This is a genomic window from Neisseria sp. DTU_2020_1000833_1_SI_GRL_NUU_006, assembly GCA_032388755.1.
Classification (GTDB): Bacteria; Pseudomonadota; Gammaproteobacteria; order Burkholderiales; family Neisseriaceae; genus Neisseria; species Neisseria sicca_C.
Genome location: CP135593.1, coordinates 2,370,823 through 2,387,052, shown reverse-complemented (window position 1 = coordinate 2,387,052; position 16,230 = coordinate 2,370,823). Strand labels below are relative to the sequence as shown.

Here is a 16,230-nt window from a genome sequence, read left to right as displayed (position 1 = left end):
CCGTTATTCTAACTGGCAAACCGATTTAAGGGGCGATTTTGGCTCGTTTATTTTCACTCAAACCATTGGTTTTGGCGTTAAGCGTCGGCTTCGGCGCGGGAGGGGCATATGCGCAAAATGCATCTTTGCCGCAACCTGCCGATTACGAGCCGGTAAAGACCACTCCGCCTGCGGTTCAAAGTGTGGAGAACCATCGTCCGACCGAACAGGACAAATTGTCTCTGGGCGATACCTGCCTGTTTTGCCAGCATCAGGCTTCCGAAGCAAACAAGCAGCCTGAAATCAAACGCAGCGGCGAAGACCCCCTGCCGCAGGATTACACCCGCGTGATTGCGGACAACGTTGCCGGACAGTCAAAAGTCGCCGTCCGCGCCGAAGGCGATGTCATCATCGAGCGCAATCAGGAAGTGTTGAACGCCGATTGGGCGGATTACGACCAAATCAGCGATACCGTCAGGGCGGGCGACCGCTTTAAGCTGTATCAAGACGGTTCGACCGTCAGCGGCGATACTTTGGTGTACAACCTGAAAGACAATACCGGCTCGAGCGAATACGTCCGCGTCGATGCCGAAAAAGACGGCCGCCGCCTCCAGAGCGTCAGTGAAAAGGCGGAAATGAAAGGCAAAGGGCTGTACAAGCTCATCAATACCAAATTCAATACCTGCTCGCCCGGTGATGCGAGTTGGTACATCAAAGCGAAAAGCATCGAAACCGATCAGGAAACGGGCATAGGCGTGGCAAAAGACGCGTCGCTGGTGTTCGGCGGCGTTCCGGTGCTTTATACGCCTTGGGCGGATTTCCCGCTCAACGGTCATCGCAAGAGCGGTCTGTTGGTGCCGACCTTGGCAACCGGTTCGGACGGTTTGGAACTCGCCCTTCCTTACTACTTCAACCTCGCCCCCAACTTGGACGCCACCTTCCGCCCCGGCATCATCAGCTCGCGCGGCGTGCAGCTTGGCGGACAGGTCCGCTATCTCGAGCCGAAATTTAACGGCGTCATCGACGGCGATTGGATGCCGCACGATAAAAAACGCCACGAAAACAACCGCTATCAAATCAAGTTTGACCACAACCACCAACTGACCGACAAACTCAGCGGCGGCATCAGCTTCAATCAGGTTTCAGACGACAATTACTACCGCGACTTCTACGGACGCGAGGACATTGCCAGCAACGTCAACCTCAACCGCCAACTGTGGCTGAACTACGGCGACAATATCTGGGGCGGCTCTTTTGACGGCGCGCTGAACGTACAAAAATACCAAACCCTTGCCAACCAAAACGGTTACAAAGACGAACCTTACGCCATCATGCCGCGTCTGACCGGACGTTGGCAGAAAACCATGGGCAAAGCGAATATCAACGTATTCAGCCAGTTCACCCGTTTCGTACACGACAGCAAACAAGACGGCAGCCGTACCGTGCTGTATCCCAGCGTCCGCTGGGATTTCAACAACCAATGGGGCTATATCCGTCCGAAAATCGGCGTACACGCGACTTATTACGACTTAGGCTCGTTCGGCAACCAATCCGGTCGCCGCGTCAGCCGTGTATTGCCGATATTCAACGTCGATACCGGCATAACCTTCGAGCGCAACGCCAATTTGTTCGGCAAAGCCTATCTGCAAACCCTCGAACCGCGCCTGTTCTACAACTACATCCCGACCAAGTCGCAAAACGACTTACCTAATTTCGACACCTCGGAAAACAGCTTCTCTTACAACCAGCTTTTCCGTGAAAATCTGTACGTCGGCAACGACCGCATCAACTCCGCCAACAGCCTGACTGCCGCCGCGCAAACCCGTTTTCTCAATCCGAACAACGGTGCCGAGCTATTCCGCGCTGGTATCGGACAAAAGTTTTATTTCAAAAACGACAACGTATTGCTGGACGGCAACGTCAGCCGCTACGAACGCAGCCAATCCGACTGGGTCGGCTTCGCACACGGCAAACTGAGTGACAGCTTTCATGTAGGTTTCGATCTGCACTACAACCAAAATCAAAGCCGTGCCGAAAGCTATGCCGCGACCGTCCGCTACAATCCCGAGCCGGGCAAAGTGTTGAGCGCGCGTTACAAATACGGGCGCAACGAACGCATTTACCTGCAATCCGACGGCAACTATTTCTACGATAAAATCCGCCAAGTCGATTTGGCGGCACAATGGCCTATCCGTAAAAACCTTTACGCAGTTGCACGTTACAACTACGAAATTCAAGCCAAGAAACCTCTTGAAATGCTGGTAGGAGCTGAATATAAAAGCAACTGCGGCTGCTGGAGCGCAAGCCTTGTCGGACAACGCTACGTGACCGGCGAAAACAGCCGCAAAAACGCCGTATTCTTCAATCTCCAACTCAAAGACCTGAGCAATCTCGGCAACAATCCATTTGAAAAACTGCGCTTGGCCATTCCCGGCTACAGCAAAACCAACGAGGTAGTTACCCCATGAACGTCAAACCCCTGATTCTTGCCGCCGCACTCGGTCTGGCATTGAACGCACACGCAGCCCCTAAGGCCAAAACAGTAAAAAAATCCGTCAAACCCGTCGCTGTTCAGACGACCGATACCGAAACCCGTTCTGACGGCGTACATCTGAGCGACGGCATTGCCGCCATCGCCGACAACGAAGTGATTACCCGCCGCCAACTGGCGCAGGCAGTCGAACGGGCGCGCCGAACCATCCCTAAAGGCACACAAATCGGCGATAACGAATTGCGCGAACAAGTTCTGGCGCAACTCATCAACCAATCCCTGATTATCCAAGCGGGTAAACGAAAGAATATTCAAGCAGATAACGCAGAAATCGAGGCGGTCATTGCCGCCAATCCTTCACTGAAAAACCCGTCTGCCTCTATCCGCCGTGAAATTGCGGACAGCATCATCGCAGAAAAAGTGCGCCAACAGGCAGTCATGCAGCACAGCCGCGTCAGCGATGCCGAAGTTGCACGCGCCATCGAACAGGCGAAACAGCAAGGCATCGCCCTGCCCGAAGGCGAGCCGCTGCGCCAATACAATGCGCAACACATTCTGATTAAGGCCGACAACGAAAACGCTGCGGCCGGCGCGGAAAGCACCATCCGCAAAATCTACGCACAAGCCCGCAGCGGCGCAGACTTCGCCGGTTTGGCGCGCCAATATTCGCAAGACGGCAGCGCGAGCAGCGGCGGTAATTTAGGCTGGTTCGCCGACGGCATGATGGTTGCTCCGTTTGAAGAAGCCGTCCACAAACTCAAACCCGGCCAAGTCAGCCCGCCCGTACGCACGCAATTCGGCTGGCACATCATCAAGCTGAACGACGTCCGTGAGGCCGGCACGCCCGAAGAGCGCCAACAAAACGCCGTACGCCAATATCTGTCGCGCAAAAAAGCCGAACAGGCGGAAATCAACCTGCTGCGCGAACTGCATGAAGGTGCACACATCGACATACGCTAAGGCGGATGCAGACGTCGTCTGAAAGTTTTTCAGACGACGTTTTGTTTTGCAGCAAGCGGCATCCATCCGAAATCAAGCCGATTCTAAACATAGCGGATGAAAATTTAAAACACCCGTTTCGTCGTTGTCGCTGCGCCCAATCAGATATGAATAATGTTTGCCGATTAAAAAGGTTGTCTGAAACCTCGAAATTCAGATTTTCAGACGACATCGTCCTGAATCTATTCCGTTTGCCGGAGTAGGCGGCTGCTTGAATATGATCCTTTCAGAATCAATGGATTATCTTCACTCAACCGTTTTTTTCTTCGGCATGCAAAGGACGGGAAACCGTAGTGCGGGTTCCTTCTGCGAAATGGATAAGGCATCATCATTTCGTAGGGCCGGCGGCAGGTTTGGCAGGTACTAGGTTCGGTTTATCCCACGCAGACGTCAAATTGATAAAAAAGGTCGTCTGAAAACAAAATGTTTTTCAGACGACCTTTTACGGGAAGGCATACGGACGGATTACCAATCCGCTCCGCCTGCCCACAGTATGCCGATGGCGGCGACGGATGCCAGGCCGACAGCCACAATCGCCTCTAAAAAAAATACTGACACAGATATAATAACCTCCGAATGTTGAATGAAATTATTATCGGAACCATCCGCCTGCCCCGATGGGAAACGATACGGATGCCGTTTGGTTTGTACGGTCAGAATAACACTTTCTCGCGGTATCCTTATTCGGTTTACCTGATTTTCCAGAGGGAAAAAAGCAGTAATTATCAAAAATTAATGCCAAAGACTATCAATTCGTCCTTCTTGATTGCGAACGCGGCTTGTTTGTCGGATATTTGATTCAAACCTGATTTTTTCACTGATTTATGCCTGATTTTTTTTCTTTTTTTTCCGCCGTTTTGTACAAACTGCCATTGTGGTATTTTTGCCTCTTTCTGTTTATATCGCTATCCATCTGGCAAATGGCGGGAGTTTTGCATTCGAACATCCGTTGATGTTTGTCATTCATGAACAGATAGGACAATGGTTTTTTCCGATTGCGCTGTTGCTTCATTATCTGGGTAAAACCGCCGTCGCCGTACCGCCGGTCTGTTTGGCGGCGGTATGCCTGTGGCGGTTTGGCAAACTGCAGGCAGCGGTATTCGTGCCTTTGGCGGCATTGTTGCCGACTTTGAATATGCTTTGGATAAAGGCATGGATACAGCGTCCGCGCCCGTTGCTTTGACCTCGTGCCGTCGAAGAGGCCAATTTTTCGTTTCCAAGCGGGCATAGTACGTTTTCCGCCGCAATCGCAGTGATGCTGATTCTATTGTGTTATCGGACTGCATACCGCCATACCGCTTTTGTCGTCGGCATCTTGTTTGCCTTGTTGACGGGATTTTCACGGGTTTATTTGGGCGTACATTATCCGACGGATATTTGGGCAGGATGGACGAATAGGATGCTGACGGCGCTATTGGTTTATTATGTTGTTTTCAAAAAGGATTTCGAATAATGGAAACCTTATGCCCGAATACGCCCCTATGGCTGCGCAACGGTCATGCGGACACGATATTTGCCAAATTCATTCAACGCCCCGCCCCTGCCTACCGCCGCGAGCTGCTGCCGGACAGTACGGGACGCACTTTGGTTGCCTGTGATTTTGTCGATGCCGCCGATCCCGATGCGCCTTTGGTGGTTTTGTTTCACGGATTGGAGGGCAGCAGCCGCAGCCATTACGCCGTTGAATTGATGCGCGCGGTCATTGAAAAAGGCTGGAACGGCGTGGTAGTGCATTTCCGCAGTTGCGGCGGCGTAGAGAATACCGCGCCTGTGTTTTATCATTTGGGCGATACGCGGGAAATCGGCTTTATGCTGGAAATGCTTTCGGAACGCTACCGCAGGATTTATGCGGCGGGCGTGTCTTTGGGCGGCAATGCGCTGGCAAAATATTTGGGCGAATACGGCAGTCTGGACATGGCTGCCGTCCCTTACGCCGCTGCCGCCGTCTCTGCGCCGGTGGATGCGGCAGCGGCAGGCACTCGCTTTGATAAGGGGATGTCAAAACTGCTCTACACCCGCTATTTTTTAAAATCTTTATTGCCCAAAGCCGCCGCAACAGGTTTTCAGACGACCTCGTTGAAAGAATGCAAAACGCTGGGGGATTTTGACGACAGGTTTACCGCGCCGCTGCACGGTTTCGCCGACCGGCATGATTATTACCGCCGCGCTTCGTGCAAGCATTGGCTGAAAACCGTGCGTACGCCGCTTTTGCTGCTCAACGCCGTCAACGACCCGTTTCTGCCGCCGAAAGCCTTGCCGACGGTAGAAGAGGTTTCGTCCGCCGTTACGCTGCTGCAACCCCAATACGGCGGACACGCCGCGTTCGTCAGCCGCGACAAAGGTCGTCTGAACCTGCAATGGCTGCCGCAAACCCTGCTGGCGTATTTTGAGGCATTCGAGTAAACGGAAGGTTTTTCAGCCGGAAGTTTCGTTATAAAATGCCCCGAACCTGATTTAGGATTTATTTAGAAACAAAGGAAAATTATGCAAGAAACCAACGGATACCCCGATAAACGTCCGGACGGCCCGGAAGGCCGCTGGGAACGGGACGTGTTGCGCGACGTACTGCTTGCCGCCTATAAAGAGCAGCGGCGTGCCCGTTTTTGGCGCAACTTCTGGCGGATTATCGGCGTCCTGCTGATTGCCGCATTATGGTTCGGTTCGGACGACGGCACGGCCGGACAAGGGCTGGCCGCAGGTAAAGAGCATACGGCAGTCATCACATTGGAAGGCGAAATAGGCGGCGGCATGGACGATCAGGTCAAAATGCTGCGCGACAGCATGGAGGCGGCCTACAGCAATCCGAATGCAAAAGGCATCGTCATCCGCGCCAACAGCCCCGGCGGTTCGCCCGTTATCTCCAATACTGCTTTTAACGAGATACGTCGTCTGAAAGGCGAACATAAAGACATCCCCGTCTATGTCGTCGCCGAAGATATGTGCGCCTCCGGCTGCTACTACATCGCTGCCGCCGCGGACAAAATCTACGCCGACCCCTCCAGCATCGTCGGCAGTATCGGCGTGATCGGCGGCGGTTTCGATGTAACCGGCCTGATGGACAAGCTGGGTATCAAACGTCGTCTGAAAACCGCAGGCAGCAACAAAGGCATGGGTGATCCGTTTACCCCTGAAACGCCTGAGCAGGCGAAAATCTGGGAAAGTATGCTGTCAGACACCCATCAAGAATTCATCAAGGCCGTCAAACTCGGACGCGGTGAAAAATTGAAAGACAAAGAATACCCCGACGTATTCAGCGGCCGCGTCTATACCGGCATTGAAGCCAAAAAAGTCGGACTGATTGACGACTTCGGCAGCGTCTACAGCATCGCCCGCGATGTCGTCAAAGCCCCCGAACTGGTCAGCTACACGCCCGAAGATGATTTCGGTAAATTTGTGCGCCGCCATTTCGGTGCGCAAGTCAAAGCTGAAGTGGAAAAAACATTGTCGAAAATGTGGTAAGGCAATACAAACAAAACGTCGTCTGAAAGCTTTCAGACGACGTTTTGTTTTGGGGGATATTGATTCTGCGGAAAATGAAGAGAGGAATATCGTAATAGCGGTAAGCGGGTATTTTCATCTATTTAGAACCGAATGATTTCCTTCATTCGTAGCGTAGGCTTTGCCTACGGAAAAGCTGCCCGAATATCGCGTAACAGATCAATTTCAAACCGATAACATACTGCATCGTCGTAGTCAAAGAACCATTCCCGAAGGTAACTATGCATCAAGTGTATCGGTTGCAAACTATCCGTTATATAGTGGATTAAATTTAAATCAGGACAAGGCGACGAAGCCGCAGACAGTACAGACAGTACGGAACCGATTCACTTGGTGCTTCAGCACCTTAGAGAATCGTTCTCTTTGAGCTCAGGCGAGGCAACGCCGTACTGGTTTAAAGTTAATCCACTATATCTGCGGCTTTCTTTTAAACAGGTTGAAGAAAGGTCGTCTGAAAGCCGACGATATCAGCTTTCAGACGACCTTTTACTGTTTTCAAACCCGAATCAGTCAAACAGTTCGCCCACTTTGTCCCAGAACGATTTTTTGCGCGGGGTTTGGCTGCGGTCGAGGCCGGTGGAGATTTTCTCGAACTCTTCCAGCAACTCTTTCTGGCGGTCGGTCAGGTTGACCGGCGTTTCCACCACAACGTGGCAGTACAAATCGCCCGTCGCGCTGGAGCGCAGGGATTTGATGCCTTTGCCTTTGACGCGCATACGGCGGCCGGTTTGCGTTTCTTTCGGGATGTTCAGTTTGACTTTGCCGTCCAAGGTCGGAACTTCGACTTCGCCGCCCAGGGCTGCGACGGCGAAACTGATGGGCAGCTCGCAATGCAAATCCAAGCCGTTGCGTTCGAATATTTTGTGTTCTTTGACGCGGACGTTGACGTACAAATCGCCTGCGGGCACGCCGTGCGTACCCGGTTCGCCTTCGCCGCTCAAGCGGATGCGTTGACCGTCGTCAATACCGGCGGGGATGTTGACTTCAACGGTTTTGCTGGTTTTGGTGCGGCCTTCGCCACGACATTTGACGCACGGATCTTTGATTTCCTTGCCTGTACCGTGGCAGGTCGGACAAGTCTGCTGCATTTGGAAAATGGCTTGGCGGACGTGTACCGTACCGGAACCGTGACAGGTCGAACAAGTCGATGCGGACGTGCCGGGTTTTGCGCCGCTGCCGTGGCAGACATCGCATTCTTCGTAGGTCGGGATGTTGATGCGTTTTTTGATGCCTTTGGCGGCATCTTCCAGCGTGATTTCGACGCCGACCTGCAAATCCGCGCCTTGATAGTTTGGCTGACGGCCGCCGCCCCCGCCAAACATTTGGCTGAAGATGTCGGAAAAGTCGAAGCCCTGCGCGCCGCCGAACCCGCCAAAACCGCCGAATCCGCCCGCGCCGCCGCCCATGCCCTGCTCAAACGCGGCATGGCCGTATTGGTCATACATGGCGCGTTTTTCTTTGTCGGACAAGGTGTCGTAGGCTTTTTGAACTTCTTTAAATTTTTCTTCCGCCTCTTTGTCGCCGGGATTGCGGTCGGGGTGGTATTTCATCGCCAGCTTGCGGTAGGCTTTTTTGATTTCATCGTCGCTCGCACCGCGCGCCACGCCGAGTGTTGCATAAAAATCTTGGTTGCTCATGATAGTGATGGTTGTTGATATGTGTAAAAACTAGACCGGATATATGGGTGGGGTGGGGAAAACTCAAGTGTAAAAGAGCAAGATATGATCTATAAAAAAGGTCGTCTGAAATAGTTTCAGACGACCTTTTGCTCGATTTACGGCAATTATTAGCAGCGGCCAGCAGCTTTCAATAAAGCGTTACAACTCGATCCTCCTCGACTTCCTTTGCCGCCATGAACATTTGAACCGGAACATAAGGCATCAGATGAAACCGCTCCCATGACAGTGGTTACATAGCAAGAATACGATTTACCGCCTGTTGTTGCTACGAATTTGACTGAATCGATATCTCCGTGGCGATTAGAAATACTAATACTTTCAACCGGAACATTTAATGCAAATGCGGCTTTATTTTTTAACGAATTGTCAGAAATGGTCTTATTACCGACTACCCCGCAGGCTGACAGAGCCAATGCCATCAACAAACCTAATGCGTATTTCATACAAAGTCTCCTTTAATTAATGCTAAAGTTATAATCCGAAGAGAAATTGTAAAAAGAAATAAAATAAAGTCAATATTTTTTGGAAGAAGGGTAGAAATTTGGAACTGGTTGGTATTCATATCAAAACCAACCTGCCTATTATATAATTGCGCTTTTATTATTCTTTCTCATTGTTATTTAAGTCTAAGACCATCATCATGCAAGAACATTACCAGCCCGCCGCCATCGAGCCTGCGGCGCAGAAAAAATGGGACGACGCCCGTATTTTCAACGTCTCCGAAGACGCTTCCAAACCCAAATACTACTGCCTTTCCATGTTCCCCTACCCCAGCGGCAAGCTGCATATGGGGCATGTGCGCAACTACACCATCGGCGACGTATTGAGCCGATTCAAACTCTTAAACGGCTTCAACGTCATGCAGCCTATGGGTTGGGACGCGTTCGGTATGCCGGCGGAAAATGCGGCGATGAAAAACAACGTCGCCCCTGCCGCCTGGACGTACGACAACATCGAATACATGAAAACCCAGCTCAAAAGCCTGGGTTTTGCAATTGACTGGGAGCGCGAAGTCGCCACCTGCAAACCCGAATACTACCGCTGGGAACAATGGCTGTTTACCAAGCTGTTTGAAAAAGGCATCGTCTATCGCAAAAACGGCACGGTAAACTGGGATCCTGTCGACCAAACCGTCCTTGCCAACGAGCAAGTCATCGACGGACGCGGTTGGCGTTCGGGCGCGTTGATCGAAAAACGCGAAATCCCGATGTATTACTTCAAAATCACGGATTACGCCGAAGAGCTGCTCAACGATTTGGACAAGCTGGAACACTGGCCGGAACAAGTCAAAACCATGCAGCGCAACTGGATCGGCAAATCACGCGGCATGACCGTGCGCTTTGCCGTTTCAGACGACAGCAAACAGGGCTTGGAAGGCGATTACGCGAACTTCCTGCAAGTTTATACCACCCGCCCCGACACGCTGATGGGCGCGACTTATGTTGCCGTTGCCGCCGAGCATCCGCTGGCAACCGCGGCTGCCGCCGATGTGCCTCAACTGCAAGAATTCATTGTCGAATGTAAAGCCGGCTCAGTGGCTGAAGCCGATGTGGCTACCATGGAGAAAAAAGGTATGCCGACCGGTCGTTTTGTCATTAACCCCCTCAGCGGTGAAGAGCTGGAAGTGTGGATTGCTAACTATGTATTGTGGGGCTACGGCGACGGCGCAGTGATGGCGGTTCCGGCGCACGACGAACGCGATTTCGAGTTCGCCACCAAATACAGCCTGCCGAAAAAACAAGTCATTGCCGTCGGAGACAACGCATTCGACGCAGACCAATGGCAGGAATGGTACGGCGACAAAGAAAACGGCGTATTGGTCAACAGCGGCGACTTGGACGGTATGAATTTTCAGACGGCCTTCGACGCCATCGCCACCAAACTGCAAAGCCAAGACGCGGGCGAACCGAAAACCCAATACCGCCTGCGCGACTGGGGTATTTCGCGCCAACGCTACTGGGGCTGCCCGATTCCCATCGTCCATTGCGAAAAATGCGGCGACATACCCGTCCCCGCCGACCAACTGCCCGTCGTTTTGCCTGAAAACGTCGTACCCGACGGCATGGGTTCGCCTTTGGCAAAAATGCCCGAATTTTACGAAACCACCTGCCCATGCTGCGGCGGCGCGGCGAAACGCGAAACCGACACCATGGACACCTTCATGGAATCGAGCTGGTATTTCTTCCGCTACATGTCGCCCAAGTTCGCAGAAGGCATGGTATCGACTGAAGCCGCGAAATACTGGGGCGCGGTCGACCAATACATCGGCGGTATCGAACACGCGATTCTGCACCTCTTGTACGCGCGCTTCTTCACCAAACTGATGCGCGACGAAGGCTTGGTCAGCGTGGACGAACCGTTTGAACGCCTGCTCACGCAAGGCATGGTCGTTTGCGAAACCTACTACCGCGAAAATGCTAACGGCAGCAAAGACTGGATCAACCCCGCCGATGTCGAATTGACTTTCGACGACAAAGGCCGCCCCGTTTCCGCCGTCCTCAAAGCCGACGGTCTGCCCGTCGTCATCAGCGGCACGGAAAAAATGTCCAAGTCCAAAAACAACGGCGTCGATCCGCAAGAACTGATTAACGCCTACGGCGCGGACACCGCCCGCCTGTTCATGATGTTTGCCGCACCGCCAGAACAGTCCCTCGAGTGGAGCGACAGCGGCGTCGAAGGCGCGCACCGCTTCCTGCGCCGTCTGTGGCGTACCGTTTACGAATACCTGAAACAAGGCGGCGCGGTCAAAGCGTTTGCAGGCAACCAAGACGGTTTGTCTAAAGAACTCAAAGACCTGCGCCACAAACTGCACGCCACCACCGCCAAAGTCAGCGACGACTACGGCCGCCGCCAGCAGTTCAACACCGCCATCGCCGCCGTGATGGAACTGCTCAACCAATACGACAAAACCGACACCGGCAGCGAACAAGGCCGCGCCGTCGCCCAAGAAGTATTGGAAACCGCCGTACGCCTGTTGTGGCCCATCGTGCCGCACATCTGCGAAACCCTGTGGAGCGAATTGAACGGCGCGAAACTGTGGGAAGCAGGCTGGCCGACAGTCGACGAAGCCGCCTTGGTCAAATCCGAAATCGAAGTCATGGTTCAAGTCAACGGCAAACTGCGCGGCAAAATCACCGTCGCCGCCGACGCCTCCAAAGCCGACCTCGAAGCCGCCGCACTCGCCACCGAAGGCGCAGTGAAATTCATGGAAGGCAAGCCCGCCAAGAAAATCATCGTCGTACCGGGCAGACTGGTGAATATCGTGGTGTAAAGCCAATTCGGCATTGACCGTTGCAATAAGATAAGGTCGTCTGAAAACTTGGAAACAGGGTTTTCAGACGACTTTTTTACATTTTTCAGCGGAAGATTTTGGGGGGCGAGGTATGTGCTGAGATGACGGCATGGAATTTTTGTTTAATGGGCTGTTTTATAGGAAAAGCCTGCGTTTCAGGTTGAAAGACAGCTAACCGTAGCGTAGGCTTTGCCCACAGATTATTTTTGGGAAAGCAAAGGTCGTCTGAAAACCTGCGTACCGGTTTCAGACGACCTTTTATGGGTTTTCACCGTTTTCCGTCTTTCTGCCATTGTGATAAAGTAGCCCGACCTTTTGTTCAAAATACGCGGATTCCACCACACAGCTTATGGAAACATCCTGTCTTAACAGCCAACAGCTCGTCAACATGGTTCAACAGGGCGAAGGGGGCGACTATTTGGACGGCAGCTACCGTTTTGAAACCTTGTGCAGCGGCATTTCCCTGCACGGCGGCAGCCTGACCGCGCGCAAAACGTTTCAAAGCACGCGCCTGTCGGAGCCATACATCGCGTTTGTCCTGCTGCTCGAAGGCAGTTTGGATTTTGGCATCAATCGCGAACGTTACCGTATTGAGGCTGAGGGCGGACATGTCCTATTGATTGCGTGCGACGAGGAAATCTTGTTCAGCCGTTATTTGTATGAAGGCGGGCATACGGCGAAACTGACGCTCAAGGGGCTAGACCGCTGGCTGGTGCGCCCGCAATATGCGGGTTTGCTGCAGGCGGTTTATCGGGAAAAAGTCAGACATTGGCCGCTGGACAGCGGTCTGCGCCGCCTTGCTTTAAGCAGCTTGAAGGGGGCGGAGCAAGGTGGATTGGCGGACGACTTACAGCGTGAAGCGGACGTGTTGCAACTTTTGGCAGGACTGTGGACGGATTTTCTCAATCGCTATCCCTATACCGAAACCGCCGCCGAACCGCCGCATCCTTCGGAAAGTTTCATCCGTCTGCTCAACCAGGCATTCGATGCGGGCGCGCACCAAGTATCTGCGCTTGCCGACGCGCTGCATATCAGCGAGCGGACGCTGCAACGCCGCCTTAAAGAATCGTTCGGTACGACGGCAAGCGAGTGGCTGCGGCACAAGCATATGCAATATGCGCTGTATGCTTTGGGTACGGACAGCGTCAGCATAGGCGAAACAGCCTACCGTTGCGGCTACGCCCATGTTTCAAGCTTTACCAAGGCATTTCGCGAATATTTCGGCTGCACACCGGCGGAGTTGAGAAAACGAGGTGAGTGATAGGGCAAATAGTGAGGGGGTCGTCTGAAAACTATGTTTCAGGTTTTCAGACGACCTTTGTTGACATGAACCTGTTAGATGTTTGACAACGTTTGGAGTGGAAGGATTTGGGATGCAGCACATCGTAGCGTGGGCTATGCCCACGAAAGACAAAATCTTGCCGAGACTATTCTGCTTTGTCTGCTCCGTGGGCAAAGCCCACGCTACGGCTGCTAAAAATAAGTGGGGCACAATACAAAAAACAGAGGTCGTCTGAAAACCCGAAATACGGTTTTCAGACGACCTTTTTCTTACGCCTTATTGTGTTTCGCGAACCTTATTCGCCGTAGTAGGCTTTAGTCAGGATTTCTTCCATGTCGGCGACCAATGCCAGACGCGGGTTGGCGGGGGTACATTGGTCTTCGAAGGACAGCAGTGCCAGTTCTTTGCGGCCGTCGATGAAAGTTTTTTCGTCGATGCCTTGTTCTTTGAACGACATTTTGATGCCGACGTTGACCGCCAGTTCATGACAGGCGCGGGCGAAGGATTCTACGCCTTCGGCAGGGGTGGCGCACGGTAAGCCTAAGGTACGGGCGATTTCCTGATATTTCAGGTCGGCTTTGTAGTAGTTGTACTTCGGCCAGGTGGCGGTTTTCTGCGGGCGCGTACCGTTGTAGCGGATGACGTGCGGCAGCAGGATAGCGTTGGCGCGACCGTGCGGAACGTGGTATTTGCCGCCGATTTTGTGCGCCATCGAGTGGTTGATGCCGAGGAATGCGTTGGAGAACGCCATGCCTGCGATGGTAGAGGCGTTGTGCATGTGTTCGCGCGCTTCGGGGTCGGACGCGCCGTGTTTGTAGGAGCGTTCGAGGTATTGGAACACTAGCTTGATGGCTTGCAGGGCGAGACCGTCGGTAAAGTCGTTGGCGAGCACGGAAACGTATGCTTCTACGGCGTGGGTCAGTACGTCCAGACCGGTGTCGGCTGTTACGCCGGCGGGGACGGTCATGGTAAATGCGGGATCGACGATGGCGATGGTCGGGGTCAGCGAGTAGTCGGCGATGGGGTATTTTTTGTCGCCGTCGCTGATGACGGTAAACGGCGTAACTTCGGAGCCGGTGCCCGATGTGGTGGGGATGCCGATGAATTTGGCTTTGCGACCCAATTCGGGGAAGCGGAAGGCGCGTTTGCGGATGTCCATGAATTTTTGGACAAGGTCTTCAAAATCGACTTGGGGCTGTTCGTAGAAGAGCCACATGGCTTTTGCCGCGTCCATCGGCGAGCCGCCGCCCAGCGCAATGATGGTGTCGGGCTGGAAGCTGCGCATCAAATCCGTGCCTTTATAGACGGTTTGGACGCTCGGATCGGCCTCGACATCGGTGAAAAGCTGGATGGTTACTTTGTTTTTGCGTTGGTGGAGCTGGTGGGTCACTTTATCGACGAAGCCCAAATCGACCATCGAACGGTCGGTCACAATCATGACTTTTTCACAGTCTTTCATATCTTGCAGATATTGGATGGAATCGCGCTCGAAATAGATTTTGGCGGGTACTTTGAACCATTGCATGTTGTTTCTCCGACGGCCTACTTTTTTGATGTTTAACAGGTTGACTGCGCTGACGTTGCCGCCGACGGAGTTTTTGCCGTAAGAGCCGCAGCCCAAGGTCAGGGACGGCAGGAAGGCGTTATAAACGTCGCCGATGCCGCCGAAGGTGGAAGGCGAGTTCCAAATCACGCGCAGGGCTTTGACGCGGGTGCCGAAGGTTTTTGCCAATTCTTGATCAGCGGTATGGATGGCGGCGGAGTGTCCCAAGCCGTCGAAGGCGACCATTTGTTCGGCAAACTGCAAGCCTTGTTCGGTGGAATCTGCTTTGAGCATCGCCAGTACGGGCGAGAGTTTCTCGCGGGTCAGTGGCTCGTTGGGGCCGACTTCGCGGCATTCGGCGATGATGATGTTGGTTTTTTCGGGAACTTTAAACCCAGCCTGTTCGGCAATCCACGCCGCCGGTTTGCCCACAACGGCGGAATTGAGCTTCGCGCCGCCGCAGTTGGCGCAGTTTGCCGTAACGCCGAAGATGAAGTCTTCGAGCATGGCTTTTTCTTTTTTGTTGGCGAAGTACACGCCGTAGGATTTGAACTCTTCGACCAACTCTTTATAAATCTCTTTATCGGCGATGACGGCTTGTTCACTGGCGCAGATCATGCCGTTGTCGAACGCTTTGGACATCACGATGTCGTGTGCCGCCTGCTGGATGTTTGCCGTTTTTTCGACATAGGCAGGCACGTTGCCCGCCCCGACGCCGAGCGCGGGTTTGCCGCAGGAATAAGCGGCTTCCACCATCGCATTGCCGCCGGTCGCCAAAATCGTCGCTACGCCCGGATGCTTCATCAGCGCGGAAGTGCCTTCCATAGACGGTTTTTCAATCCACTGGATGCAGTTTTCCGGCGCGCCGGCGGCAATCGCGGCATCGCGCACGATTTGGGCGGCGTGGGCGGAACACTGCTGGGCGGAAGGGTGGAACGAGAAAATAATCGGATTGCGGGTTTTCAGCGCAATCAGAGATTTGAAAATGGTGGTGGAAGTCGGATTGGTGGTCGGCACGATACCGCAGACGACTCCGACCGGATCGGCGATTTCGATAATGCCGGTTACATCGTCTTCGCTGATGACGCCCACGGTTTTCAAATCGCGCAGGCGGCGCACGACGTTTTCGCAGGCAAACAGGTTTTTGGTCGCCTTATCTTCAAATACACCTCGTCCCGTTTCTTCGACCGCGTGCATGGCGAGTACACCATGTTTGTCCAGCGCGGCAATGGAGGCTTTGGCAACGATATAATCAATCTGCTCCTGATTCAGCTTGCGAAACTCGTCCAACGAGCGCAAACCCTTTTCAACCAAACTGTTGACCTCGGCTACGGCGGGGCTGACGACATTGTCGGCTGATGCGTTCATGGTGTATCTCCTTGATATAAGGTGGCAATAAAGACGATAAATTTTCACTACGATTACTATAAGTAATTTTGTTACATTTCTCTTTGACTTACATCACAA

The 16,230-nt window shown here is 53.1% G+C and carries 11 protein-coding genes; 8 read left to right on the top strand and 3 right to left on the bottom strand.

Annotation, left to right across the window (positions count from 1 at the left end; all coding sequences use genetic code 11):
• Positions 1 to 38 precede the first annotated feature (38 nt).
• The 6 genes from RSJ68_11630 to RSJ68_11605 all read left to right on the top strand — a co-directional run bounded on the left by RSJ68_11630 (position 39) and on the right by RSJ68_11605 (position 6,928).
• Positions 39 to 2,447 (top strand): LPS-assembly protein LptD, encoded by a 2,409-nt coding sequence (locus tag RSJ68_11630; GenBank protein ID WNU97032.1) that lies wholly within the window; start codon positions 39 to 41, stop codon positions 2,445 to 2,447.
• The gene (locus tag RSJ68_11625; GenBank protein ID WNU97031.1) at positions 2,444 to 3,430 is read left to right on the top strand and encodes a peptidylprolyl isomerase; all 987 of its coding nucleotides are present in this window, start codon (positions 2,444 to 2,446) and stop codon (positions 3,428 to 3,430) included. The genes RSJ68_11630 and RSJ68_11625 overlap by 4 nt, the downstream gene beginning before the upstream one ends.
• Positions 3,431 to 4,421: 991 nt before the next feature.
• Positions 4,422 to 4,652, top strand: coding sequence for a hypothetical protein (locus RSJ68_11620; protein WNU97030.1), 231 nt, complete (start codon positions 4,422 to 4,424; stop codon positions 4,650 to 4,652).
• 69 nt (positions 4,653 to 4,721) lie between these two features.
• On the top strand, positions 4,722 to 4,922 hold the full coding sequence (locus tag RSJ68_11615) for a phosphatase PAP2 family protein (protein ID WNU97029.1): 201 nt from the start codon (positions 4,722 to 4,724) through the stop codon (positions 4,920 to 4,922).
• The gene (locus RSJ68_11610; GenBank protein ID WNU97028.1) at positions 4,922 to 5,872 is read left to right on the top strand and encodes an alpha/beta fold hydrolase; all 951 of its coding nucleotides are present in this window, start codon (positions 4,922 to 4,924) and stop codon (positions 5,870 to 5,872) included. The genes RSJ68_11615 and RSJ68_11610 overlap by 1 nt, the downstream gene beginning before the upstream one ends.
• A gap of 81 nt (positions 5,873 to 5,953) precedes the next feature.
• On the top strand, positions 5,954 to 6,928 hold the full coding sequence (locus RSJ68_11605; protein ID WNU97027.1) for a S49 family peptidase: 975 nt from the start codon (positions 5,954 to 5,956) through the stop codon (positions 6,926 to 6,928).
• A gap of 545 nt (positions 6,929 to 7,473) precedes the next feature.
• Here the strand turns inward: RSJ68_11605 and dnaJ are convergent.
• Both dnaJ and RSJ68_11595 read right to left on the bottom strand, forming a co-directional pair.
• The gene (dnaJ, locus tag RSJ68_11600; protein WNU97026.1) at positions 7,474 to 8,604 is read right to left on the bottom strand and encodes a molecular chaperone DnaJ; all 1,131 of its coding nucleotides are present in this window, start codon (positions 8,602 to 8,604) and stop codon (positions 7,474 to 7,476) included.
• A gap of 149 nt (positions 8,605 to 8,753) precedes the next feature.
• On the bottom strand, positions 8,754 to 9,089 hold the full coding sequence (locus RSJ68_11595) for a hypothetical protein (GenBank protein ID WNU97025.1): 336 nt from the start codon (positions 9,087 to 9,089) through the stop codon (positions 8,754 to 8,756).
• A 197-nt stretch (positions 9,090 to 9,286) separates the two neighbouring features.
• Here RSJ68_11595 and leuS point away from each other — a divergent pair, with 197 nt between their 5' ends.
• Complete coding sequence (gene leuS, locus RSJ68_11590) at positions 9,287 to 11,917, top strand: leucine--tRNA ligase (protein WNU97024.1); 2,631 nt, start codon at positions 9,287 to 9,289, stop codon at positions 11,915 to 11,917.
• A 370-nt stretch (positions 11,918 to 12,287) separates the two neighbouring features.
• Positions 12,288 to 13,199 (top strand): helix-turn-helix transcriptional regulator, encoded by a 912-nt coding sequence (locus RSJ68_11585; GenBank protein WNU97023.1) that lies wholly within the window; start codon positions 12,288 to 12,290, stop codon positions 13,197 to 13,199.
• Between the two features lie 316 nt (positions 13,200 to 13,515).
• Here the strand turns inward: RSJ68_11585 and adhE are convergent, their stop codons facing one another.
• Positions 13,516 to 16,131 carry a bifunctional acetaldehyde-CoA/alcohol dehydrogenase gene (gene adhE, locus RSJ68_11580; GenBank protein WNU97022.1) on the bottom strand — a complete coding sequence of 872 codons (2,616 nt, stop codon included), beginning with the start codon at positions 16,129 to 16,131 and terminating at the stop codon, positions 13,516 to 13,518.
• Positions 16,132 to 16,230 lie beyond the last annotated feature (99 nt).

What these genes read in the sequence shown, in the direction of transcription:
- RSJ68_11610 (WNU97028.1), top strand. Translation starts at nt 4,922, where the DNA reads ATGGAAACCTTATGCCCGAATACGCCCCTATGGCTGCGCAACGGTCAT.
- RSJ68_11595 (WNU97025.1), bottom strand. Translation starts at nt 9,089, where the DNA reads ATGAAATACGCATTAGGTTTGTTGATGGCATTGGCTCTGTCAGCCTGC.
- RSJ68_11605 (WNU97027.1), top strand. Translation starts at nt 5,954, where the DNA reads ATGCAAGAAACCAACGGATACCCCGATAAACGTCCGGACGGCCCGGAA.
- RSJ68_11625 (WNU97031.1), top strand. Translation starts at nt 2,444, where the DNA reads ATGAACGTCAAACCCCTGATTCTTGCCGCCGCACTCGGTCTGGCATTG.
- RSJ68_11620 (WNU97030.1), top strand. Translation starts at nt 4,422, where the DNA reads ATGTTTGTCATTCATGAACAGATAGGACAATGGTTTTTTCCGATTGCG.
- leuS (WNU97024.1), top strand. Translation starts at nt 9,287, where the DNA reads ATGCAAGAACATTACCAGCCCGCCGCCATCGAGCCTGCGGCGCAGAAA.
- dnaJ (WNU97026.1), bottom strand. Translation starts at nt 8,604, where the DNA reads ATGAGCAACCAAGATTTTTATGCAACACTCGGCGTGGCGCGCGGTGCG.
- adhE (WNU97022.1), bottom strand. Translation starts at nt 16,131, where the DNA reads ATGAACGCATCAGCCGACAATGTCGTCAGCCCCGCCGTAGCCGAGGTC.
- RSJ68_11585 (WNU97023.1), top strand. Translation starts at nt 12,288, where the DNA reads ATGGAAACATCCTGTCTTAACAGCCAACAGCTCGTCAACATGGTTCAA.